26 protein-coding genes are annotated in these 23115 nt (G+C 54.6%); 14 read left to right on the top strand and 12 right to left on the bottom strand.

Annotated elements, in window-relative coordinates; translation table 11 throughout:
* Positions 1 to 146 precede the first annotated feature (146 nt).
* The 7 genes from A9Q02_RS11385 (at position 147) to A9Q02_RS11355 (ending at position 9659) form a co-directional block, all read left to right on the top strand.
* Entirely contained in the window at positions 147 to 749 is a 603-nt protein-coding gene (locus A9Q02_RS11385) for a Uma2 family endonuclease (RefSeq protein ID WP_097653195.1), read from the top strand.
* Positions 750 to 1005: 256 nt separating this feature from the next.
* Entirely contained in the window at positions 1006 to 1629 is a 624-nt protein-coding gene (locus A9Q02_RS11380; protein WP_097653193.1) for a Uma2 family endonuclease, read from the top strand.
* Positions 1630 to 1750: 121 nt separating this feature from the next.
* Positions 1751 to 2503 (top strand): SAM-dependent methyltransferase, encoded by a 753-nt coding sequence (locus tag A9Q02_RS11375; protein WP_097653191.1) that lies wholly within the window; start codon positions 1751 to 1753, stop codon positions 2501 to 2503.
* Positions 2504 to 2805: 302 nt separating this feature from the next.
* Positions 2806 to 3429 carry a hypothetical protein gene (locus A9Q02_RS11370; protein WP_097653189.1) on the top strand — a complete coding sequence of 208 codons (624 nt, stop codon included), beginning with the start codon at positions 2806 to 2808 and terminating at the stop codon, positions 3427 to 3429.
* 743 nt (positions 3430 to 4172) lie between these two features.
* On the top strand, positions 4173 to 5975 hold the full coding sequence (locus A9Q02_RS11365; RefSeq protein WP_097653188.1) for an NAD(P)/FAD-dependent oxidoreductase: 1803 nt from the start codon (positions 4173 to 4175) through the stop codon (positions 5973 to 5975).
* Between the two features lie 404 nt (positions 5976 to 6379).
* The gene (locus tag A9Q02_RS11360) at positions 6380 to 8173 is read left to right on the top strand and encodes a hypothetical protein (RefSeq protein ID WP_097653186.1); all 1794 of its coding nucleotides are present in this window, start codon (positions 6380 to 6382) and stop codon (positions 8171 to 8173) included.
* Between the two features lie 175 nt (positions 8174 to 8348).
* On the top strand, positions 8349 to 9659 hold the full coding sequence (locus A9Q02_RS11355; protein ID WP_097653185.1) for a cellulase family glycosylhydrolase: 1311 nt from the start codon (positions 8349 to 8351) through the stop codon (positions 9657 to 9659).
* A 76-nt stretch (positions 9660 to 9735) separates the two neighbouring features.
* On the opposite strand, the gene A9Q02_RS11350 is transcribed toward A9Q02_RS11355, so the two are convergent.
* The 9 genes from A9Q02_RS11350 to A9Q02_RS11315 all read right to left on the bottom strand — a co-directional run bounded on the left by A9Q02_RS11350 (position 9736) and on the right by A9Q02_RS11315 (position 15723).
* Positions 9736 to 10431 carry a hypothetical protein gene (locus A9Q02_RS11350; RefSeq protein ID WP_097653183.1) on the bottom strand — a complete coding sequence of 232 codons (696 nt, stop codon included), beginning with the start codon at positions 10429 to 10431 and terminating at the stop codon, positions 9736 to 9738.
* 10 nt (positions 10432 to 10441) lie between these two features.
* The gene (ruvC, locus tag A9Q02_RS11345) at positions 10442 to 10936 is read right to left on the bottom strand and encodes a crossover junction endodeoxyribonuclease RuvC (protein WP_097653181.1); all 495 of its coding nucleotides are present in this window, start codon (positions 10934 to 10936) and stop codon (positions 10442 to 10444) included.
* 9 nt (positions 10937 to 10945) lie between these two features.
* Positions 10946 to 11701, bottom strand: coding sequence for a YebC/PmpR family DNA-binding transcriptional regulator (locus A9Q02_RS11340; RefSeq protein ID WP_097653179.1), 756 nt, complete (start codon positions 11699 to 11701; stop codon positions 10946 to 10948).
* A gap of 72 nt (positions 11702 to 11773) precedes the next feature.
* A complete protein-coding gene (locus tag A9Q02_RS11335; RefSeq protein ID WP_097653177.1) occupies positions 11774 to 12013 on the bottom strand; it encodes a hypothetical protein in 240 nt (79 codons plus the stop codon).
* Positions 12014 to 12107: 94 nt separating this feature from the next.
* On the bottom strand, positions 12108 to 12272 hold the full coding sequence (locus A9Q02_RS24225) for a hypothetical protein (RefSeq protein WP_165360530.1): 165 nt from the start codon (positions 12270 to 12272) through the stop codon (positions 12108 to 12110).
* A gap of 83 nt (positions 12273 to 12355) precedes the next feature.
* A complete protein-coding gene (locus A9Q02_RS11330) occupies positions 12356 to 13222 on the bottom strand; it encodes a DUF547 domain-containing protein (RefSeq protein WP_097653176.1) in 867 nt (288 codons plus the stop codon).
* Positions 13223 to 13238: 16 nt separating this feature from the next.
* Positions 13239 to 14774 (bottom strand): phytoene desaturase family protein, encoded by a 1536-nt coding sequence (locus A9Q02_RS11325; protein ID WP_097653174.1) that lies wholly within the window; start codon positions 14772 to 14774, stop codon positions 13239 to 13241.
* 2 nt (positions 14775 to 14776) lie between these two features.
* Positions 14777 to 14962, bottom strand: a complete 186-nt coding sequence (locus A9Q02_RS11320; protein WP_245860518.1) for a zinc-ribbon domain-containing protein — start codon at positions 14960 to 14962, stop codon at positions 14777 to 14779.
* A gap of 101 nt (positions 14963 to 15063) precedes the next feature.
* The gene (locus tag A9Q02_RS11315) at positions 15064 to 15723 is read right to left on the bottom strand and encodes a PspA/IM30 family protein (RefSeq protein ID WP_097653170.1); all 660 of its coding nucleotides are present in this window, start codon (positions 15721 to 15723) and stop codon (positions 15064 to 15066) included.
* Positions 15724 to 16351: 628 nt separating this feature from the next.
* Here A9Q02_RS11315 and A9Q02_RS11310 point away from each other — a divergent pair.
* The 5 genes from A9Q02_RS11310 (at position 16352) to rsmG (ending at position 19504) form a co-directional block, all read left to right on the top strand.
* A complete protein-coding gene (locus tag A9Q02_RS11310; RefSeq protein WP_141508848.1) occupies positions 16352 to 16864 on the top strand; it encodes a hypothetical protein in 513 nt (170 codons plus the stop codon).
* 77 nt (positions 16865 to 16941) lie between these two features.
* On the top strand, positions 16942 to 17862 hold the full coding sequence (locus A9Q02_RS11305) for a hypothetical protein (protein ID WP_097653329.1): 921 nt from the start codon (positions 16942 to 16944) through the stop codon (positions 17860 to 17862).
* A gap of 17 nt (positions 17863 to 17879) precedes the next feature.
* Positions 17880 to 18128 carry a hypothetical protein gene (locus tag A9Q02_RS11300; RefSeq protein ID WP_097653166.1) on the top strand — a complete coding sequence of 83 codons (249 nt, stop codon included), beginning with the start codon at positions 17880 to 17882 and terminating at the stop codon, positions 18126 to 18128.
* A gap of 13 nt (positions 18129 to 18141) precedes the next feature.
* Entirely contained in the window at positions 18142 to 18786 is a 645-nt protein-coding gene (gene nadD, locus A9Q02_RS11295; protein WP_097653164.1) for a nicotinate-nucleotide adenylyltransferase, read from the top strand.
* Positions 18779 to 19504, top strand: a complete 726-nt coding sequence (gene rsmG, locus A9Q02_RS11290) for a 16S rRNA (guanine(527)-N(7))-methyltransferase RsmG (protein ID WP_097653162.1) — start codon at positions 18779 to 18781, stop codon at positions 19502 to 19504. Before nadD ends, rsmG begins: the two co-directional genes overlap by 8 nt.
* Before the next feature lie 79 nt (positions 19505 to 19583).
* On the opposite strand, the gene A9Q02_RS11285 is transcribed toward rsmG, so the two are convergent.
* The 3 genes from A9Q02_RS11285 to A9Q02_RS11275 form a co-directional block, all read right to left on the bottom strand.
* On the bottom strand, positions 19584 to 20402 hold the full coding sequence (locus tag A9Q02_RS11285) for a DUF4397 domain-containing protein (RefSeq protein ID WP_245860503.1): 819 nt from the start codon (positions 20400 to 20402) through the stop codon (positions 19584 to 19586).
* A gap of 223 nt (positions 20403 to 20625) precedes the next feature.
* Positions 20626 to 21315: a hypothetical protein gene (locus tag A9Q02_RS11280; protein WP_245860502.1), complete on the bottom strand. Its 690-nt coding sequence runs from the start codon at positions 21313 to 21315 to the stop codon at positions 20626 to 20628.
* A gap of 241 nt (positions 21316 to 21556) precedes the next feature.
* Positions 21557 to 21841 (bottom strand): hypothetical protein, encoded by a 285-nt coding sequence (locus A9Q02_RS11275; protein ID WP_097653159.1) that lies wholly within the window; start codon positions 21839 to 21841, stop codon positions 21557 to 21559.
* 103 nt (positions 21842 to 21944) lie between these two features.
* Here A9Q02_RS11275 and A9Q02_RS11270 point away from each other — a divergent pair, with 103 nt between their 5' ends.
* Positions 21945 to 22226, top strand: a complete 282-nt coding sequence (locus A9Q02_RS11270; protein ID WP_097653157.1) for a pyrophosphorylase — start codon at positions 21945 to 21947, stop codon at positions 22224 to 22226.
* 81 nt (positions 22227 to 22307) lie between these two features.
* Complete coding sequence (locus A9Q02_RS11265; RefSeq protein WP_097653155.1) at positions 22308 to 23108, top strand: hypothetical protein; 801 nt, start codon at positions 22308 to 22310, stop codon at positions 23106 to 23108.
* The last annotated feature ends 7 nt before the right edge of the window (positions 23109 to 23115 follow it).

Below are 23115 nucleotides of genomic sequence, written 5' to 3'. Positions count from 1 at the left end.
TCGTTGGGCCGCACTCAACCCGAGCACCAATGCCAAGCATCGAAACAACACATGTGTGCTTGCATTTCCTTGTGCAATCTGATATGATCACGTATATCGTTGTGCTTCGCAGAAGATATGATCACTGAAGACGAAGGATGGGATAAATGACTGCCCAACCACGGCCATATCTTACCGAAACAGAATACCTTGAGCGTGAACGTGTGAGCACGATCAAGCATGAATATTATGCCGGTGAGCTTTTTGCCATGTCAGGCGCAAGTGAGGCGCATAATTTGATCGCGAGTAGCGTAAATGCGAGCATATACGCCCAAATTCGGGGACGAGGCTGTCGAATATATCCAAGTGATATGCGGATTAAAATAGTTAAAACTGGCTTATATACCTATCCTGATATAACGATTGTTTGTGGAACGCCTGAGTTTACTGACATGACGAAAAGAGATACGCTGCTTAACCCTACGATCATTCTTGAAATCCTTTCCCCATCGACAGAACGGTATGACCGTGGGGTTAAATTTCAAAATTATCGTACGATCGCATCCCTGAAAGAGTATATTCTCATTGCTCAGAATAAACATCATATCGAACGATATACACGTTATGAAGAGAATACATGGATTTTGACTGAAGCAGTAGGTGTTGATTCCGTAATTACCCTTGAGTCCATCCAGTGTGCGCTTGCTCTTGCGGATGTCTATGAACTTGTCGATCTTCCTCCCGAATCGCCTTCGGAAGACCGAACGTAGCGTAAGGTGCCCCTTGTCATCGCCGGTTCCCGCAAGGGGCCAGACCCAGAAGCGCTCGCGCACGCAATCGCCGCCCCGGCGGACTTGGCGCGGGTGCAAAGCGAACTGCAAAGAGCCCTCTTCGCGCACTACGAGCCGTATGGCGAGGCGGTACGGCTCAGTCCACAATCATACGCGTATGTTCGGGGCTTGAATTTACAGAACATGCGCGCTATGATTGAGGTATCTCTGGTACGCAGACCGCATGGAGGCAGCGATGACGGCACAGCCAAAACGATATATGACGGAAGAAGAGTATATCGAGTTTGAGGTGGCAAGCTCCCGCAAGCACGAATATTATCAGGGTGATATTTTTGCCATGACGGGCGGAACCGAGCCGCACAATTTGTTGGCAGGAAATGCCTATGCGTCACTGCATGCACAACTGCGTCGCCGTCCATGCCGTGTCTATCCTAGTGATCAGCGGATTAAAGTTTTGACCACTGGGTTGCACACGTATCCGGATGTAACGGTTGTGTGCGGACAGCCACAGTTTATTGAAGCATCACGCCTTACGATCACGAATCCAACCGTTATTATTGAAGTCCTCTCACCATCAACGGAACGGTACGATCGTGGCATGAAGTTTCAACAGTATCGAACGATCCCATCGTTCCAGGATTATATCCTGATAGCGCAAGATGATCATCGGATTGAGCACTTCACACGCCAGGAACATGGAATATGGCTTTTGTATGAGGCCATTGGCATAACGGCACACGTCAGCATTCGCTCAATTGATTGTGTCTTGACCATTGAGGATGTCTATGAGAAAGTTGAATTAGCACCCAACAAAATGGGGATAACCCGCGAAGCAGCCAACGAAGAGTGCGACGAATGAACGGGAGCGGCGGCAGCGCCGCACTGCAGTCAGAAGTCTCCCATCGGCGTCGACCTGTGACCATCGAGATGATAAGGGTAGCTAACAGCTGTGCGTTGGATCCGTCGAAGGATTGAGAAACATGGACACGTGGAAATTCTACGACATTACACACCGCGAACACGTGGTGTGTAATCCCACAAGCAACGAAAAACTGGCGCGACTTGTCGGTCTCTTGCGGCTTCCAGCGGAAGCGCACGTGGTCGACATCGCCTGTGGAAAAGGTGAGTTCCTGATTCGCTTGGCTGAAGCGTATGGCATCCGTGGAATCGGAATTGATATTTCACCATTCTGCATCGCCGACGCACAGAGGCAGCTGCAGATGCGAGTGCAGGGGGCAAAGGTCGTCTTCAGTCAGATGAACGGCTCCGACTTCAGGCCCGAAGAGCCGCGCAGCTTGACGCTGGCCTCCTGCATCGGCGCCAGCTGGGTGTTCGGTGGTCACGCAGCGACTCTGGACGCGCTCTCGGGCATGGTTGCGCCCGGTGGTTGGGTGATTGTCGGGGAGCCCTACTGGCTTCAGCAGCCCTCAGAGGAATATCTTGCGGCATCGGGGGCCAGCAGAGACAGCTTTGGGACACATGTTGGCAACGCAGAGGCCGGTGAACTACGGGGGCTCGAGCTGGTTCACACGTTTGTGAGCAGCAAGGATGACTGGGACAAGTACGAAGGCCTGCAATGGTATGCGGCGGCTGAATACGCCCGCTGTCACCCAGACGATCCCGATCTGCCCGAGCTCTTGGAGCGCGTAGCCAAAGGCAAGGCTGAGTATCTTCGCTGGGGGCGAGACACCTTGGGCTGGGCGATATACGTCTTCAGACATCGTCCGTCATAGTGCGCCACCTCGGCTGCCTAACGCTCGGCTTGCTAGTGGACGCCTCCCAAGAGCGGCGCAACTGACGCTATCCGTTAGGCGGCGCGGCGCAACCCGAGGGCTAAGCACATGTTCGGCCTCTTCAAGACCTCTGACATCGAGCATCCGACGCTCGGCACGCTCAAGTGGAGCCGCGGCTGTTGAGCGTATCTATACGTAAACCGTTTTTCGCTGAACGGAGAAAGACAACCGGCGTGTTTTATTGCGTAACGTCGGCCCTGTTGCTACAATAGACGTATCGTCCCGAGCCTAAGGAGAGCCTCATGGCCTACAGTGATTTCAAACTCGTCGATCTGAAGCAGCGCTTTCATCTTATCATTGATGAAAATGTCGCTTTATTCTCAGAGACCCCAAGTGTTCCCGTCAGTGCCTGGCTGACCGAAACGTTGCATGAAACGCTGTCTCTTGCCCTTGCCATCAACACAGAAAAAGTACGGTCAGAACTCCTTATTGCGCCTATTTTGGTCGAATTGCGGAAGCAGACCGGGCGAACAACGAGTTTATTCTCTGGCGTCGATTTTTCGGTTGATGCTACGCAAGGACTCAATGGAATTTGTGATTACATTATTTCACAATCATCGCAACAACTCTTTATCAGCGCACCAGTACTCATTATTTTTGAAGCAAAAAATGAGAATATCAAAGGAGGATTTGCGCAGTGCATTGCCGCAATGATTGCAGCACAACGCTTTAATGAGCGGGAACAAAATAGCATTCCCATTATTTATGGAGCCGTTACCACAGGAACAAACTGGCGATTTCTCCAACTTGAAACCGATGTTATTCGTATTGATGACCGAGAATATTATATTGACAACGTGGAAAAGATTATGGGCATCCTTACGTCAATGACAGGTCTTCCTATTGCCTCATCAATCATAGAATGAAGCAAAAAGTATTTACGATTCCTTAGAGCCAACGGCATCCCCAGGACGGAGTGTGCGGTAGCGGCAACGGCTGCGTCGCCGCCGTGATTCGGCGCAACGGGGTGCTCACCGCATCGCGCTACATCGCCGCGCAAGGGCGAGTCTTGGGCCGCGATGGTAGGATCGAAGTGGAGTTCGATTCCGACGGCACGATCTGGCTGGGAGGCACCGCCGCTATCCGGGTAGCGGGTTCAATTGCACTCGGGCGGTAAGCCGCAGCCCTTCACGGCCATCAACTGAGCGCCTGCCCAACAAGCCGCAGGGCACAGCTTGCCCTCGCGAAAGCCGCGATCCCGCGGTTGATTGCCCAGGCGCATGCACGCGTGGTCATGATTACTTCGAATCGCACGCGCTTACCGCTTTCTGGCGGCGCAATCCCCGATATTGCCCGGGCGGGATTGAACGCATTGGTCAAATCACTCAGCCTTGAGCTCGCATCGCCTCGCGCCCCCAATCAGTACCTCACCCACATAATATATATGCTATACTATATCTACCCTGAGTATGAAATCTGTGCGAGCACATGTGACACACCTTGCCAGCGTGTCCTTTTGGCCTAGTCGTGCGCTCCGAAGCAGCACGGCCTGGGCCGCATCGTGGTTGCGTTGCCACCTGAACAGCGTTGTTCAAGCCTGGTGCGAGCCTGAATCATCGTAGTCTCAGGGAGAGTGCTACGTCAATGATGATGTGACAAGGAGTAGAGTATGAGCGAGGCGACACGTATGCCGACCGAACGAGTCGTGAAGTGGCTGGATGCTTTCGGAACCAGCCTTGAGCAGGGGGATATAGCGGGAGCAACGGCGCTCTTTGATGCCGATAGTTACTGGCGTGATCTGGTCTCTTTTACCTGGAATATCAAGACCATAGAGGGTCGTGACGCGATTCAGGCCATGCTTGAAACCACGCTCAATCAGGTGCAACCCCATGCGTGGCGTATTGAAGGTGAAGCGACCGAGGCCGGTGGAGTCACTGAGAGTTGGTTTACGTTTGAAACTAGGCTTGCCCGTGGCAAAGGCCATCTTCGCCTCAAAGGTGATCATTGCTGGACTCTTCTGACCACAATGATCGAGCTCAAAGGTTACGAAGAACCACACGGACGAACACGCCCTCGCGGCGTTGAGCACGGTATTGTCCCGAATCGTCAGATCTGGCTCGAGCGCAAGCAACAGGAAGAGGCCGAACTCGGCTACACCAAACAGCCCTATGTCTTGATTATTGGCGGTGGACAGGGTGGCATTGCCCTCGGTGCGCGCCTCAAGCGCCTCAATGTCCCTACAATCATCCTCGAAAAACACGAACGCCCCGGCGACTCGTGGCGCAAGCGCTATCGCTCACTCTGCCTCCACGACCCGGTCTGGTACGATCACCTCCCCTATATCCCCTTCCCCGATCACTGGCCCGTCTTTGCTCCCAAAGATAAAATCGGTGACTGGCTCGAAATGTATACCAAGGTGATGGAACTCAATTACTGGACCTCGACCGAGGCGAAGTCGGCCCACTATGACGAGGCCACTGGCGAATGGGAGGTTGTGGTTGAGCGTAAGGGTGAGCAGGTCGTGTTACGTCCCAAACAACTCGTGCTTGCTACCGGCATGTCTGGTGTACCTAACGTCCCCAGTATTCCCGGAGCTGACAAGTTCAAGGGTGTCCAGCACCACTCCAGCAAGCATCCGGGTGGCGAAGAATTTCGTGGCAAAAAGTGTGTCGTGATCGGGTCGAATAATTCCGCGCACGACATCTGCGCTGCTCTGTGGGAACATGGGGCCGATGTGACCATGGTGCAGCGTTCGTCAACGCACATTGCCCGTTCAGATACGCTGATGGAACTGGCCCTCGGTGGCCTCTATTCCGAACAAGCTGTCGCGAATGGCATCACCACCGATATAGCCGACCTCATCTTTGCCTCGATCCCCTACAAAATTATGCACGAGTTCCAGATTCCGATCTATCAGGAGATGGCCCGGCGGGATGCGGATTTTTATGAAAAATTGAGCGCCGCAGGTTTTATGCTCGATTGGGGCGATGATGGCTCCGGCCTCTTTATGAAGTACCTCCGCCGCGGCTCGGGCTACTATATTGATGTAGGCGCTTCGCAATTGATCATTGATGGCAAGATCAAGCTCAAGAGCGGCCACGATGTTGCCTATCTCACCGAAGATGCGGTGGTGCTCACCGATGGAACCGAACTTCCTGCCGATCTTGTTGTCTACGCCACTGGCTATGGCTCAATGAATGGCTGGGCCGCCCGCCTGATCTCCCAGGAGGTCGCCGACAAAGTCGGTAAATGTTGGGGCCTCGGTTCGGATACTACCAAAGATCCCGGCCCCTGGGAAGGCGAGCAACGCAATATGTGGAAACCAACCCGCCAGGAAGGACTCTGGTTTCACGGTGGCAACCTCCACCAGTCCCGTCACTACTCCCAATTTCTTGCCCTGCAACTCAAAGCTCGCTTCGAAGGCCTTCCAACCCCTGTCTATGGCCTCGCCGAAGTCTATCATACGGCGTGATCCAGGCCAAAGTTGAAGCCTGCCACCCTAAACGGCGTGGGCAGTGTTCTGGGGCTACGCTCCAGAACGCTGCCCACGCTCTATCAATCCCCCCAACGCTTGACGGTCAGTCAGCATCCACGTATAATCGCCTCGGTCTGATAGGAACCACCTAGATGCATAGATGTCCTGGTTTGCGCCGCCTGACCGATCCATTCCACCTCCACATTTCGCCTACCTGAATAGCCCTGGTCGGAACCGCACACCGGTCTTCACCACATTCAGCAACCAGTATCGATACAGACAGTGAAACCTAATTTTCCATTCAGCACACCATCAGACAGATATCAGGCTTCTATGCTACAATTGTTAGCAAAAGGTTCAGGCGTAAAGACCTTTGCTGACACAACATGAGGAGAAAATGCATGGCCAGACGGATCATCGTCGCCCTGGTGCTGGTCGCAATGATGGCTACCATGCTTGCATGGCCCCGCCCTACCGTTGCCCAGCCAAGTGTCCCCGATACCTTCCCTCCCTTCCAGGCTCGTTATTTTAGCGAAACGGGCCAGGCCGCTGTCAATGGTTTCCTTGAGAAATGGCGGAATACGCCGAATGCCCTCTTCGTACTCGGGTTCCCCATCTCGGCACCCTTCATCGAAGAGAGTTTTACTAATCCTGGTCAGTACTATCGTGTGCAATATTTCGAGCGCGCGGTACTCGAAGAGCATCCTCAGAATTTTGGTCAGCAGGGTAACCGGTTTTATGTGCTTGGTCGCTTGATGGGCCAGCAACTCGCTCGTGGTCGTGAGAATGAGCCCGCCTTCCAGCGCGTCGGTAACCCCGGTGATGGTACCTGGTTTGCCGAAAGCGGCCATACGCTGCGCAATAGCCCTGCGCCGTTCCGTGATTTCTGGCAGCGCAATGGTGGCCTAGAGGTCTTTGGCTATCCCCTCAGTGAGCAGTTCCAGGAGGTCAATCAGGCCGATGGGCAGACCTACTGGGTGCAGTACTTTGAGCGCCAGCGTATGGAGTGGCATCCCAATCAGCCTGATCCTCGTTATCGCATTCTGCTCGGTCTTCTTGGCAACGAGTATCGTGACAAGTTCCATCGCAACAATCCTGCCTTTAACCCACGCAGTGCGGCGGATTCACTGCCCCAGCCGTTCATCTACGGTTTCAACGCCCATCTCTATGGGCAGGGTACGGCGTGGCAGGATCGCAATCGTGCGCTAACCCTCGCCAAAAATGCCGGCATGCCCTGGATTCGGCAGCAGATCCGCTGGCGTGACCTGCATGACCGCTCTGGCGCGATCTACTGGGCCGAACTTGATGATATCGTGGCCGATGCGAGCAACCAGGGGGTCAAGCTCTTGATCAGTGTGGTCTCGGCCCCTGATTGGGCCGGTGGTCCCGGGATGCCACGACGCGAGAACTTCCGCGATTTTGGTAACTTTATGGGCCAGATGGCCGCTCGCTACCGCGGTCGCGTTCAGGCCTATCAGATCTGGAATGAACAGAATCGCGCCTGTGAAAACGGTGGTGATTGTGCTACCGATGGTGGTATTGGCGGGCGTGTTGCGAGTGCCGACTATTATGTTGATATGCTCGCCGCTGCTTATGGCCCGATCAAGGCCGCTGACCCCAATGCGATTGTCGTCAGTGGTGCCCCGACGAGCACCGAAACGAACCGCGCCGATATCGCTATTAGCGATACCGAATTTGTTCGCCAGATGGCCATCAATCCGCGCTTCCGCGCAAGCGTTGATGCTATCGGTCTGCATCCCGGTGGTCAGTACAATCCCCCTGATACGATGTGGCCTGACAATCCCGGCCCTGGCCCCAACTGGCGCAATAGCCGCGAGTTCTACTTCCGCCGTATTGAGGATACCCGCAATGTCCTCGTTGCGAACGGGATGGGTGATTATCAGATCTGGATCACCGAGTTCGGTTGGGCTACGGCCAATAATACTCCTGGCTACGAGTATGGTAATCGGATTTCGTTCCAACAGCAGGCCGAATGGACCGTGCGTGCCCTCGAAATTGGGCGCAATAACTGGGCACCATGGGTTGGCGCAATGTTCGTTTGGAACCTGAACTTTGCGATCCCTTGGGCCTATGAAGGCAATCCGTTGCATGAACAGGCTGCCTTTGGGGTGCTCAATCCTGATTGGAGCCCACGGCCTGTCTATAATGCTCTTCAGGCGTTTCCGAAACGCTGATAGCGTAGATGTCTAGGTATGGTGGCTCAGGAAGCAATGTCTTCCTGAGCCATTTTCCAGTCTTAGACAAGCTTTCAGGCTACTTTACAGTCCTGAGGGTGCATCGCATCCTGATGTGCTCGACCTAGTTCCTGTTCTCTATCTCCTAAATCCTTGTCTTAGAAGGAGTTGTGCGATGTCTTACCGGCAATCCAGGTTCAGTGCTCTGCTGATCTTGATGATGCTCGTGCCACTCATTGCGGCCTGTGGCAGCGCGCCAACGGTTGATCCAGGGCCGACCTCGGCCGTATCTGTTCCGACTACCGTTCCTGATCCTGCAACACCCGCAGATACTCCGGTGCTACCGACGCCTCCCACTAGTGGCTCGTCGGATGCTCCAACCGCAGAACCGACCGCGATCTCTCTCGATCCCGACGATCTGCAATTCGGGGTTGTCGCCCACCTCTACTATACCGACCGCGAGCGCGTCCTCCAATTGACCCGCAATGCTGGGTTTGATTGGGTGCGCCAGCAGATCTATTGGCGCGATATCGAAGATCCAGTCAATGGGATCTGGGCCTGGGACGAGATTGATCCGATTGTCGCTACCGCCAATGCCTATGGGGTGCGCTTGCTCGTCAATGTTGTGCGCTCACCTACCGCGTATAGCGCAACCAATGGTCTCCCTGATGACCCGGCCACTTTTGCCAATTTTATGGCTGTGCTCGCCGAACGCTATAAGGGCCAGATCCACGCCTACGAGATCTGGAATGAACCGAATCTTGCCCACGAGACGGGTGGCACAATTACGACGGCTGATGTTGGCCGCTATGTCGAAATGCTGAAGCTTGCTTACGAGCGCATCAAGGCCATTGATCCCGATGCCCTCGTGCTTGCCGCAGCTTCTTCGTCAAGTGCAGTGACCAATCCTTCGGTTGCGCTCTCTGACCGAGAGTTCTACCAGGCAATGTATACTTACAATGGCGGCGAGGTGCGGAACTACTTCGACATCCAGGCCGTCCATCCCGGTGGCGCTGCTAACCCCCCTGATACGCTCTGGCCTGATAATCCCAGTTTTATCGAGGGGTGCGAACCAGCCCCTGATCGCTGTTGGAACGATGATTCCACCCACTATTTCCGCCATATCGAAAAGGTGCGTGGCTGGATGGAAGAGTATGGTATGGCCGATAAGCGTATCTGGATTACCGAGTATGGCTGGGCTACCCCTAATGTCACTCCCGGCTATGAATTTGGCAACTTTGTCTCCCTCGAACAACAGGCCGAATATATTACCGGGGCAATGCGCCGTACCTTCGAGCTCTATCCCTTCGTCGGCAATATGTTCCTCTGGAATATGAACTTTGCTGTCACCAAAGCTGAAAATGGGCTTGACCCCAATCACGAACAGGGTTCTTTCGGTATCCTCAACCCCGATTGGAGTCCGCGACCTTCATTCCTGGCTGTGCAAAGCACGATCGCTGAGTTAAAGGCCAAACAGGGACGCTAGCGTTGGGTTCAAACAATCCTGATGGTCTCACCTCTCTTGCCAGCGAAACTGGCAAGAGAGGTGAGACCGCCAGTGGTTATCCCTCAAGGTCAAGCTCAATCCCCAGCGTCCCCAGCAATACCTCGATCAAGCCCAGTGCCTCAGGCCCAAAAGCGTAATCCTCACCCTGCTTGCCAACAATCAAGCGTCCAAGCAGGGTACGATGGGCATTTGGCAGCAAGAGATCCGGTATCTGGTACTGCCCATCATGCCCTTGATAGGCAACCACGACCTGTGTCTGAGTATGGGCAGTTATTGCATAGCCATACCTCAGGGCCTCATCTTCATCAAGGGTGACCAGTTTACCCTTGCGTACGTGGTAGTAGTGACCGGGGCCGCGCCCTCTACGCCGTCGGATAACCGATCCATCAACCAGATGATATGCTCCCGGTGCATCGAGCGCCTCCGCAGCAGGTTGCCACCCGATCACGCCGGCAAAATAACTCACCCGTTGCCCTTGTCCGGGTGTATAGAGAATGGGCGCACCCGATGTCGTCACGCGGGGCAATGGAGGAAGCAGCGTAATCTGATCGGCGAGGGTCAGCACGACAAATGTTTTCCCACGGACACGTGCCAGGAAGCCCTCGCGTCGCCATGACGTCAGGACAAAACGATCGCCCTCACGATCACCCTCGCCACGCAGGCTTGGACCAACCGCAGGATTATGCACTATAAAGCGATCGGGGTACACCTCTTCAAGATCTGCGGGTGCCCCCGTACGTCGTTTTGACATTATTGTTCGTTTATGCCTCACCGAGGCGACGCAACATCGGATTACTATAGACATGACAAATAGCAATCGCAAGCGCATCAGCTGCATCATCGGGTTTGGGCACGAGGTTTAAATCAAGTGTCATCCGCACCATCTCTTGCATCTGCTTTTTATCTGCCCCGCCATAACCAGCTACAGCCTGCTTGACGACCGTAGGCTTATATTCAAAGACAGGCACATGCGCCTGCACCAGTGCGAGCAGGGCAACCCCGCGTGCCTGCCCGACGGTCAGTGCAGTGTTGACATTTTTGCCAAAAAAGAGCTCTTCAATCGCAGCTGACTGTGGGCGATGCTCGGCGATCAGCCTGCACAGTTCATTGTACAGGTAGTGCAACCGTTCAGGAAGCGGCGTGCCCGCTGGTGTGGTCAGTGCGCCAACTGCTATCAGGCGTAACTGACCACCTTGTTCCTCAACAATTCCCCAACCCATTGTTGCCAGCCCGGGATCAATGCCTAGCGTTCGCATGATACTAACTTACTCAAATCTGGCAGCCAGTTCCTCGGTAATGTCGAGATTCGAGTAGACCTTCTGTACATCGTCAAGATCTTCGAGTTTCTCCATCAAACGCATGGCGGCAAGGGCATCTTTTTCATCGGGTTGCACCAGCGTCTTTGGGCGCATGGTCTTTTCTGCACCGGTCAGCGGGAGTTGGTGCTCAAGCAGTGTCTGGCGTACGGCATTGAGTTGGGTCCATTCACAATAGATCTCAAGTGCTTCACCATCAACCTCGACATCGTCAGCCCCGGCGTCAATCACCATCAACTGCACTTCATCAATATCAAGGCTACTCCCGGTCAGATCGACGGTGAGCAAGCCCTTCTGCTCAAACATCCAGCTCACTGAACCTGGCTCACCAGGATTGCCCCCAGCTTTGTTGATCGCTGAGCGTACATCAGAATTGGTGCGGTTACGATTATCGGTTGCCGTCTCAATCAGTAGCGCGATCCCTCCAGGGGCATACCCTTCATAGAAAACCTCTTCGATTGCCGCCTCGTTGTTTTTACCCAGGCCACGATCAATCGAACGCTGAATGCTATCATTGGGCATATTATTCGCTTTTGCCTTGTCAATCGCAAGACGCAAGCGAAAATTCATATCAGGATCACCACTCCCACCCTCACGTACGGCAAGCGTGACATCACGCGCAAGTTTGGTGAACAGTTGCCCGCGACGCTGATCCGCAACGCCTTTGGATCGCCGAATCGTATGCCATTTCGAGTGGCCGGACATGCGCTCGTACCTCCGTCAATGCTTCTATGTGCTCGTTTGCACGACTGCCTCTGTGTCCCGGATGACAGGGACTCAACGCTCTGGTTGCTCATCAACAGAAGATGCAGCTATGGGCATATCTGAGGGACGATGTGCAATACGGGTGCCTTTCGGGATGTTCATAATCTCGGCGACCTCACCATCATCATCGTGCTCATCATGGTGATGATGGCTAACCCCATATTCCGTTACGAGACTCGCCGCACGAATACGACGCTCGTATTCCCGATCAATTGCAGCTATTGCCCGCTGCCACCAGTGCTGTTGAGCCATCCTGACCTCGCTCTGGCACAGATGTGACGCTTCACACGAGCGCCACTGCTCTCAGCATTATAACGGATTCTGTGCGCACGGCAACAATGCAAGCTCAGGCTGCCTCTCGCACATACCCATTCCGCAACAGTTCGTAGACCAGTTCGTCCAGTGTGCTCTCGGCTTCATGATAGGTGCGGGCAAACCCAACGAGGTCTCCATCAAGGTACATCGCAAAGTCACGGGTTTCGGGATCGTACACTATCTCTTTCACGTACATAGGTGTCACCTTTCCAGCCTCTACCTGAGTCAGGTCATGACACCATTATAGCATTTTTGTTCTACTCTGTCAAGAGTCGCATGTTAACGATTCAATTCCCAGTTATACGGGGTAAAGACCAGATCAATTTCTTGCCTGGTCTCTAGCCATGCACGCCGCTCATCGTTCGGGAGATAGCGTCGTACAAAGGCGACGACCCCGTCCAGGCCACCAAAATCGTCCCGAAACCAGTTGAATATGCTCGAGAGTTGCAGCGTTTCTTCCGCCGGATCCACGCTGGTCTCGGCATCAACAAAGTTGCGCACGGCTAGTTCCAGTTGCGCATCGATCTGATCGGCACGGTATGCGGCAATTGGTGGGCACGAGCGGCTCGCGCAGTTGAGCGCAAAATGGATCCGTGGGTCGCGGCGCTCCATTATCCAAGCCAATCGTGGATCGCCTTGGGCGAACTGTTGTCCTGGCAAGAAGGGGTGTGAGGCATTGCTACGCAAGATGCCATGTTCAATATCGTCGGCACTGAAGCGTAGGCCGCCTACATTGTACGCTGCGCGCCGAAAGAAACCTAGCCCCCCCAGGCGCTCGTTCACACTGCGCTCGATGTCATAGCTGATTACAGCATCTAGTACAAGTGTGTTGTAGAGGTTGATCCAAAAAGCTAGGCGCTCGGTTTGGCTTGGGAGATCCTCTGGGGTGAGCCGCCGCAATTGCGGCGTCAGGCGGCGCAATTCGCGGTATGCCTCGCTCGCACGCAATGTCTCGTATGCCACTTTCGCGCCATCTTCGCTAATTGCAGCCGTTTTGAGCATGAGCAAAGCTTGCACCATGGCACCCGGGATGGCGTGAATGGGGATTGTTCCCGGGTCAAAGCCCCCCTCATTTAACACGTCCCTCCCACGCCCCACATTCACGAGCCCGAGGGCCGCCTCGCGCAACCGGATCAATTCGTTCATGACCGCTCTCCTTGCGTTAGCGCGGTCGTGCAATAAGGCTCGCACAGTTGATGCCGCTCATGGTGACACTCACGACCCCGATACCAGGGTGGGTGTCGGCCCCTACCAGCAACAGACGGTCAATGTCGGTTTTGTGCTGGAAGCGCTGAAAAGCGAACTGATCAACGCTCATTCTGACTCCCCAGCCGCCGCCCCATTTTGCCAGGTAATCTTCGTAGGTCAGCGGTGTCCCGACTTCCAACCGCTCAATGCCTGCTCTGATGCCAGGAAAGACCTGCTCGGCCATCGTCAGCGCACGCTCGGTTGCTTCCGCTTTGCGTGCAGCGTAGTCTTCATTCCGTTGCCACACATCATATCGGCAATAGTCAGGGTCAAAATAGACGATCTGCAGCGCATGTTTTCCGGGCGGAGCCAGGCTCGGATCCTTGAAGGACGAGTTGCAGAAACAGATCATGCGCAGATCATTGCCTGTTTGTGCATAGTGATCAATATAGAGGGTATGCGGGTCGGTTCCCTCAGGAAAGACGCTTGCATCAACACCTGCAAAGAGCGTGATAAATGAATCGGTGATTTTCAACTGGTCAACCCGTGCGCGGGTCGCCGGTCTCAGCCAGCGCTGATCAACGAGGGGCGTAACCGGGGTTCCAGTACGTCCAAAAGTATTGACCACCCCGGCATTACTGATCACCCAGTCGGCTTTGATCCGGGTTCCATCACCAAGCACGACCCCACGTGCGCGTCCATCTTCGACACCGATCCGTATCACAGGGCTGCGATAACTGATCCGCCCGCCATGCTTTTCAAGCCCCCGGATCAATAGTTTTGCTAGTTCACCGCTCCCACCTTTGGTAAAGGTGCCGCCTCCCTTATGCCGCTCGATCAAGACCAAAGCCCCCAGAACCGCCGGGGTCTCGTCAAGATCCGAGTAACAGAAGGCGATCATCTCGGCATTGATGATCGAGCGCACCTCGGGCGACGTGATGTAACGGTCAAAGAGCTCCCCGAGCGTTACTTGACTCCAGTGGTTCAGTTCAACTAGTCGTTCAAGCGGTACACGCCACAGCAGGGTTGCATACGTCCAGGGATCATCCAGGGGTAGGTTGGGCATTGCCACAAACAACTCATGCAGTTGATCGAGGCGGCGATAAAAAGCGCGGATTCCTGCCGCTTCCTCAGGAAAACACGTGATCAACTCGTGAAGATACTCCTCGGTTGATCCAGCGATCCGCAAGGTGCCTCGGGGGTGCCGAAAGGTGTAGTAACTCTCGTACGAGCTTAATTCAGGCCATTCATCAAGTTCGGCAAAAACCTCTTGATGATAGCGCATATTGCCGCGACCGTGATCCATCCCAAAGAAGAGCTTTGGGCCAACATCAAACCGATAGCGCCCACTGGGAAAGGTCTGTGCCGAACCACCCGGCAGATAGTGTTGCTCGAGCACGAGCACATCTTTGCCCCGTGCGGCAAGCAGTGCCCCTGCGGTCAACCCCCCAATGCCTGCCCCGATCACCACCACTTCATACCGCTCACGCAGCGGACTCCGGTCACGCATACTTAATCCTTTGGCCGGCGACCCTGCCGCGGTTCAGTCTCACGCGGACGCGATGGTGGCCCATCGCGTCGCGACCGGCACCGCGGGCAGCGGGTCGGCTCATGCAGAAAACCCTTATCGGCATAAAATTCCTGTTCGCCTGCTGTGAAGATAAATTGCTCGCCACAGCTGCGACAGATCAAATCCATATCTTTATAGAATGGCATAATGTTCCCACATCCTGCCCGACAAAAAAAACCGGGCAGTCCCTCCTGCCCGGCACGGGGCGTCAATTGTTCCCACCAGGCGCTTACATCCCAAGTTTGCGCTTCAGTTCTTCCAGTTCTGAGTCAACTTCTGTTCGTTTCGAGAGATCCTCGAAGCGTGCCTCGAGTGAACCCTGCTCGAGTTTTGCCATTGCATCAGCCTTCGCCAACTGGTCATCAACCCGCTCTTCCAACTGACTCAGCTTGTCCATCGTCCCGAACTGGCTCATACTCTGTGCCGTGCGTTGCAGGGCTTCCTGAGTTTGCGCCCGATTCTTCTTGGCAATGATCAGTTCTTTCTTGGCCTTCACCTCGGCAATGCGGGTCTCGAGTTGCACCAGGCCATCCTGCATCGCGTTGACCTGCTCTTCCTGGGCCTGTTCCTGGGTGAGGAACTGCTCGGCGAGTTTTTGGCTCTGTACCTTGCGCGAAAGGGCCGCACGGGCTAGTTCTTCATCCCCAGCACGGAGCGCCGCTTCGGCCCGCGCCGTCCATTGCTCAGCTTCGGCAAAGGCCGAAATCCGTCGCTGCTCAAGCCGTGTCTCATCGGCCATTGCCGTTGCCACCCCCGTACGAACCTCGTAGAGCTCGTTGGTGAGTTGGCGCAGGTACTCGTTGGCCATCTTCTCGGGATCTTCAGCACGATCAAGCATCGAGTTGACATTCGCGCTGACCAGATCTTTGATACGCGTAAGAATTGACATGGTCGAAGTTTCCTCCCTTAACTGGTACGCTTGGTTTCCGGCATCATTGTACGGAACCCCTATTCCCACCAGATTGTTCTACTCTATCATTCTAGCATGGCAGTCAGGTTTTGCCCAATTGTGACGAGCCTATTGACATGAGATAGCGAGTATGCTAACCTTTCTCTAACTAATCCCGGCCCTTGGTGGGTCCTATTCCGCTCATATCTCCGTCTGAGATGAGCCAGCAGGATGTTTGCCCAGATTTTGCCACATAGCGTAGCTCCCTTCCTTCTACCTACGCTCGACAGCCTCTTCTTGTAGCCGTGCGATCAGCCACGTCATCGAAAGAAGTTCAACAACTGTGGTATCATAATCTGGATGTAACATTGACGTTAACGGTACAGAGCCTTTCCACCAACGGTTCTTCTCTTACCGTAGCAAGCGAACGACTGTGGTCAGCCATCAGCGTAAGGGAACCTTAATCTGCCGACAATCAGGCGGAGTACCTTCATTTCGATGTTGGCTTCGTTTGTTTTTTTTAACCTGCAGTATCTTTCTGCTGTCGGGTTGCATGACTGTGTTGCAAACAAGCCAGATGCCGCCGGTGGAACGTCCCTCAGTGTTGCCAAGGCCCACGAGCCCAACGGTGACGATAGCGATAGATCCGACTTCACCCGGCAGTCTCGCGCCTGATCCAGCGACTGCTGTACCCCCACCAGAAGCGTCTGCTGTCCTCGATCCAACCTTCACCCCACTTCCTTCGCTTGACCCTCCACATGCTCCAGAAATCTTGCCAACTCTCGCAGTCCCTCCACCACCTCAATTGACATACGAGGAACGCTGGCGGCTCCAACAGCTTGATCGACAGGTTTTTGCTGCGCCTCTTGCTTTCACGACAACTGGGAGTGAACTCTGGTGGTACGATCCTGTACAACAACAATCAGTGATCCTTGGACGCATAAATGGGCCGTTTGTGGGGCAGGCGCGCTTTATTTTGCGGGGTCAGGGGGTCGAGGCCCTTGAAGTACCGTATCAAGTCAATGTAAGCTATGGTTTGACTGCCCTTTCGCCAGCCTTGCTCGAACGTATTCGGGTGGCTGGCTTTTCGGATTGGATCGAAACGTACGTTTTTGTTGGCTCTAACATTACACCTTTGTAAGCAAAAACCACCTTGTCTGATGAGAACACAAGTGCTATAATGGCATGGTGAGCGTAAACCTGGAAGTGAGAGATGATGTGAGTAGCCGATATCTTGACATGGTTCGAGGACAGCGGCGGCGTGGCAATGGAGGGTGGCAGTTTACCGCAAAATCGCTCCTGGCGCTTCTGGCGGTCGTAGCGATGATTGGTTCCGCCGTCTATTGGTGGGGTGTCCAGAGTCAACTGACGAATAACTGGGTTGTCGCAACCGCCTTTACCGCTATTCTTGTCCTGGCCCCGCCGAGTCTGACCTCTTTTTTGATTCCTTGGTCTCCCGGTGGGATGTTGCTCCAGAAGATCAATGCCCGTACCTGGGGCTATGCCGTCATTATCGGCGCTTCGCTCTATTTGCTTTACTATTCGTTTGAAATCCAGTATTCCTGGTGGGCGTCTCAGCCGGTGGTTGCCGGAACAGGCTTGATCCTCCAGCAGGTTATTATTGGCATTATTGGCTTTATTATTATCCCAGCTTTGCTCTGGACGCCTGTCACCAGCGAAGAATTGGTAGAACAGGTGCGTCAGGCGCATTTGGTGCGTCGCTACGAGTTGCAAACCCAGGCTGATATTGCGATTCTCCGTGCGACCTTGTTACGCGCACAGGAAAAAGCCTTGATCGGTTTCGCGAATTTGACGGTTCAAGAAAAAGAAGAACTGGCTGGTGTCATGCGCGGTCTGGTCAAAGGGATTGATCATACCCTGCGTGATATTGGTGAAAGTGTCAAAACAGTGAGTGGCGCGACGGTGCCTTTTTCTAGTCTTGATGATAATGATGATATCCGTAGTTATCTCGATTATATACACGAGAGCCTGACTGATAATGCGTTAATCCCCGGTCGTAACCGCACCCAGGAACGCGTTCCTGTCGCCGTGCAATCGCAACAAGCCCACGGTGAAGCCTATTATGATGATGCTGGCCGCTATGTGGAAGGGCGCCATCGGCCAACGGGTCGTTATTAGTTTACAGGGCTGTTCCTATGCAAGGCTATCGTTTTTCCACTGATCGGCATCTCCCCGAACGTGATATGCTCGATCTCGCTGATATTCTCGCCCTCCAGATCCACGAGTCGCTTGGGCCACGTGTCTATCTGTTGCCCCGTAGTGATGTGCTCGAATTGATCGCGCCTTACGTTGATGATCTGTCGCCTGATGATCAGCACGCACTCTCGTGGGTCGTCTGGCATCTCTTTCAGTCTGCTCGTGAATTTGACCTTGCTGCAGCCTGAGGAGCCTCTGCCAGTGCCGCACGCCAGGCGCATCGGGGTGTATGGAGGGAGTTTCGATCCCATTCATCTTGGCCATCTGGTGATCGCTGAAGAAGCTCGTGACGCGCTCGGGCTCGATCAGGTGCTCTTTGTCCCTGCCGCCCGGCAACCGTTTAAGGAAGAGGTGGTCGCCACACCCCACCAGCGCCTTGCAATGGTGCGCTTGGCCTGCGAAGATCATCCAGCTTTTCTTCCTGAACCCTTTGAGGTCGAGCGGCCACCTCCTTCATATACGATCACGACCCTTGAATTTCTTGCCCAACGCTATGGCGCAACCGCAACCTTCTGGTTTATTCTCGGTGTTGATGCGGCTCTGGCATTGCCACGCTGGCATCGCTTCTCCGAGATTACCCGCTTAACGCGCTTTGCGCTTATGCTGCGGCCTGGCTATCCTCATACTCCCCAACTCCTTGCCCATCATTTGCCAGCCGAAGTCATCAAGACAGCACGCCTGATCGAGGGGCCTCAATTGAGCATTTCAAGCCGCGATCTTCGTCAACGGATCAGCACAGGACGCTCGGTACGCTATCAGGTACCAGAGCCAGTGCGCCACTATATCGAGACCTATCAACTCTATCGTGATGCAAGCCAAGTAAAAGGTGAGCCTGACCATGACTGATGATGTTGCTGAAAAGATGCTTGTGACCCAGGCTGATGCGTGGGGCCTGTGCCTTGATCGGAAGCAGTTGATGCTCTTTCGTCTCTATGCCGAGACCCTGGCCCAGTGGAATACCCATACCAACGTCACTGCGATCACTGATCGCCAGCAGATCTATTTGCGCCATTTCCTCGATGCCTTGGCCCTTGCTCGTTTCTGCGGTACGGCACCATCGGCACTGATCGATATCGGCAGTGGGGCAGGTTTACCAGGTGTGCCCCTCAAGATCCTGTTTCCTGAACTTGAGCTTGTCTTGATCGACTCAGTTGCCAAAAAGACCAATTTTTTGAAACATCTGATCATGCAACTTGGACTTGAACAGGTGCGCATTGTCACCGAACGGGTCGAGGCGTTTGCCCGTATTCCCTACGAGCGCGAACGCTATCCTGTTGTGACCGCACGCGCTGTCGCCGATGTACGCGTGCTCGCCGAGTATGCATTGCCCCTACTGACCATCGGTGGACGCTTGCTCGCGCCGAAAGGGGCCGATCCTCGAGTTGAGGTTGAGGCTGCTTTACCGGTCTTCGCCATGCTCGGTGGTCGTTTGCACAGCATTGAGCCAGTGCTGCTTCCCGGACTTGAACCACGTAGCGTCGTTCTTATCGACAAAATTGCCCCTACCGATCGCCGCTACCCACGGCCAGTCGGCACCCCTACGCGTAAGCCGCTCACCGGATAAACAAAGCGTATAGTATAGTAAACGCCGAAGGGCAGGTCAGCTAGGCTGACCTGCCCTTCGGCATTCCCCAAGCGCTTCCTTAGAGCGAAGCGCGGCGGCGCAGCATCAGCGCACCAGCAACCATCGCCAGAGCGACAGCGGCGAACAGGGCAAGCGGAGCCGACGAGCCACTCGTGGTCGGCAGCGTGGTCGGTGCCTCAGGGGCAGGAGCAGGCAGCGGAACGGCGACCTGAAGGCCCTGGGTCACGGCGAGCTGCGGAGTAATCGAGGCAACCACATCGGTGGCGAAGACCGAGTAGATCTGGCCAGCTTGAAGCGTCGTACCAGGCAGGTCAATGACAACTGCGCTAGCACCGGCAGGCGTCACCTGAAGGTCATAGGTACCGGCAGGAACCTCAAGGTAGTCAGTTGCATTGGGGAAAGCCAGGCCCGAAACCAGGGTGTCGCCACTGGCAAGCTTGATATCAACCGCAGGCGCATCAGGCGAGAAGTGGTAGACGCGCACCTTGGCGTTGCCGCTCGCCGGAGCAGCAAGGTTGTCAACGATAATCGTCGGCTGGATCGAAGCAACCAGGCCGGTGGCCGCAATCGTATACGCCTGACCAGCGCTGACGGTTGCATTGGCATCAATCACCGCAGCGCTTGCAGGCTGACCGGTGGGGCTTACCTGAATGCGATACGTCCCCGCGGGCAGCGAAAGATAATCACTCGCAGTAAAGAAAGGGACATTCGAAAGCACTCGATCGCCGTCAACAAAGACATCAACCGCAGGCGCATCAGGCGACGCGTGAATAACCCGAACCTGAGCATTGCCTTCCTGAGCAAAGGTGGCGGGGACAAACGAAAGCGAGGCGAGAACCGCAACTAGGGCAAATACGAACAGCTTTGACAACTTCACAGACGTCCTCCTCAAAACAGCTTTTTGCGTTAAGCCCCTATGCAAACATTATGCATAGGATATGCACAGTCATTGTTACATATAGCATTACGCAGCAGCTGAGAGGATGGATGTATGAAGTGAGAGCAATTATGCACGGGATTTTCAAAGTGAGCGCACATCGATCGCGCAAACCGAAACCGCCAGCAAAGCTGGCGGTTTCGGTTTGCGCGATCATCAAAGGTCAACTGGCTGGCACAGGGCTTGGGCGCGCCCCAAAGATGGGAGGACGAACCAGCACCATCAGACCAATATCCACCAGAATATGGAAGAAGATCACCGTCCAGATATCGCGGGTCCACCACAAGCAGAGACTCCACCCGAGTACCAGGACAATCTCGGCGATGGGGCGGTTTTTACGAATCGCCTGCGAACGCGGTGAGTCATCAAGATGGGGGGGCAAAATGCGCAGCCAGAAGAGGCCATGAATCAGGCCACCGTAGATGGTAAAGAAGATAATGCCCACCATCAACCCACCTAGGGCTGCAAAGGAAGGAGCAACGAGACCAATCAGCCATGTCCCGATCACTTCACCTAACCGGTAGATCAAGGCAAATGCGAGCGTTTCGGCGACACCATTGCCAATTGCAAAGATCGCCGTTGCCCCCCAGTGCAATGGGCGTCCATCGTGACGCGCTACCAGCAGATAGAGAACCTGGGTCAGCCCAAACGAGAAGATCAGGTAGAGCACGAACCAAGGATGGCTGAATGTCACCGGAACATTCCAGGCCGTCAGCCAGTCCCAGAGAAAGATTACCCCGAGCACCCCGGAAATAAGCCAATAAAACAAGATCAGACGTTCCGCATTGCGTATCGTCACACTGCTTGGTTCTTCACCCGCTTTGGGGAAGTTTTTGTTTAATTGTACATTCACGAGTGACTCCGCTGTGGTGGTATCAGGCTGAGTGTAGCATACTTGCACAGCATATGCAAGCGTTAAACAATCCTTTTGCACATACACAGAACCGAAACGAGTGCCAACTTTTTCTCAGGGCAGCAGGAGCAATTTAAGTATGAAATGACAGTTCACATAGAGCATAATTTTGTTTATATGCAACTTGAGTATAGCATACCCCTATCTTTTCTGCAAGCAGTTGTATCTACGTAAGCGCTCGTTAGCTTTTGTGCTGGCCTAATTCTTCGTCGTCGCGCCAGATCATCGAGGCAAAGACCCCTAGGACAGCGCCAAAGAAGAGGGCACCCCCGCCCCATGCCAACGATGAACGCAACAGCAAGAGGACCCAGAAGCCTATGCCTGGCTCAGGTGGAAGGTTGTGTCCAGCCAGTGTAATCAAGACGTTGAAGAGTCCCCCGAGCACAATGGATAGGGCGGCAAGGATCAGGGCTCCTCGCAGCGCCCAACGCTTGCGGCGCTTGAGACGATGCTCTGAAATATTCATGGCAAATCTTTCGCTTGTTTGAGCAACGATCGTAACTTTTTGGCGTGCTCCACGGTATAACGTGCGAGACGATTATAAACGCATTGTCTACAGGAGGTTCGCTATGAGTGATCGTGTTCTTTCGACGGCTACCGCTCGTGAAGCTATCGTTGCCTTTCAAGGGATCGTCAACGGCCCACTGCTTGACCAGATCAACCAGCTCAACAGCAAAGGCCAGCTTCTCTCGCAGCCCGACAACTGGGATGGACGACTTGCCACCGAATTTCGTGCCCATTGGAGTGATACGCATCAGAAGCTAATCGCGATTCAGCATGCCCTCGAAGAATTGCGCCTGCAGATCCATCAGATCAATCAGAACATCATGCAGGCTGGCGGCAATATGTGAGGCTGAAGCTGGTGCCCTGGCAAGGGGTGTTCCGCCGACAACACATACTTTGCCAGGCACGCTACGAAACCGAGGTAGACCATGGATGCCCACTCGTTCCAACTTAGTCACGAGGAACTGCTCCTCCTCCTCGGTCTGCTGGGTTTGCCTACCCCGCTCGCCCTGGGCCCTCGTCCAACCGAAGGGTACGACCAGATCGGGCTGGGTATTGCGCTCGCCGCAGCAACCGGGAGTCTCCTTGCACGCGAACTCGTACAATTGGATACTGAAGCCCTCTATCCTCCCGAACCTGTTCGTGCGCTCGCCGAGCTTGCCCGCTCAGTCGCGCTGGCTGATAGCTGTCTCGTCCTGGTGGAGCGTCGCGCCAACGAGCGACAGGTTGCGCATCTCACGTCGTGTGAGGGCCTTGTTGTCCTCCATACCAGTCCCTTGCCTCGTACGCATCGCCTCATGCTCCTGGGGAGCCACGCTGAGGCGACAGCCTGGCTGGTCGCTACGCTTGATGCTCATCCTGAACAGCCCAGGCCGGTTGTGACGGTCGAAGTGGATGTGCTCGCTACTACGCTTGATGCCATCGATCGGGGTGACGTTGCGATCGCTCATCGCTCACTGATGACCAGTGGGCTTGAATCTGATCTGGCTAGCCAGTTTTTGTACGCGGTTGGGCCACAACCCGCTCGTTTTGCCTTTGGGGCTATGCGCGGTATGACCACTGGCCTCCCCCCGCAGGTCTGTGGTGCCGTTGCGCTTGTTGGCACATCTGGTACCTGGTGGAGTCCATCAGACGGCTCATCCACGACGCTGACCTTGCATCCCGTTGATGGAACCAGGCTCCGCAATGAACTTGCCACCATGACTGCATGGCTTCAAGCTGTTGCTTAGGGAGATT

This window comes from Candidatus Chloroploca asiatica, assembly GCF_002532075.1.
Classification (GTDB): Bacteria; Chloroflexota; Chloroflexia; order Chloroflexales; family Chloroflexaceae; genus Chloroploca; species Chloroploca asiatica.
Note: the sequence above shows the minus strand (reverse complement) of the source record. Positions and strands in the feature narration are given on the sequence as shown.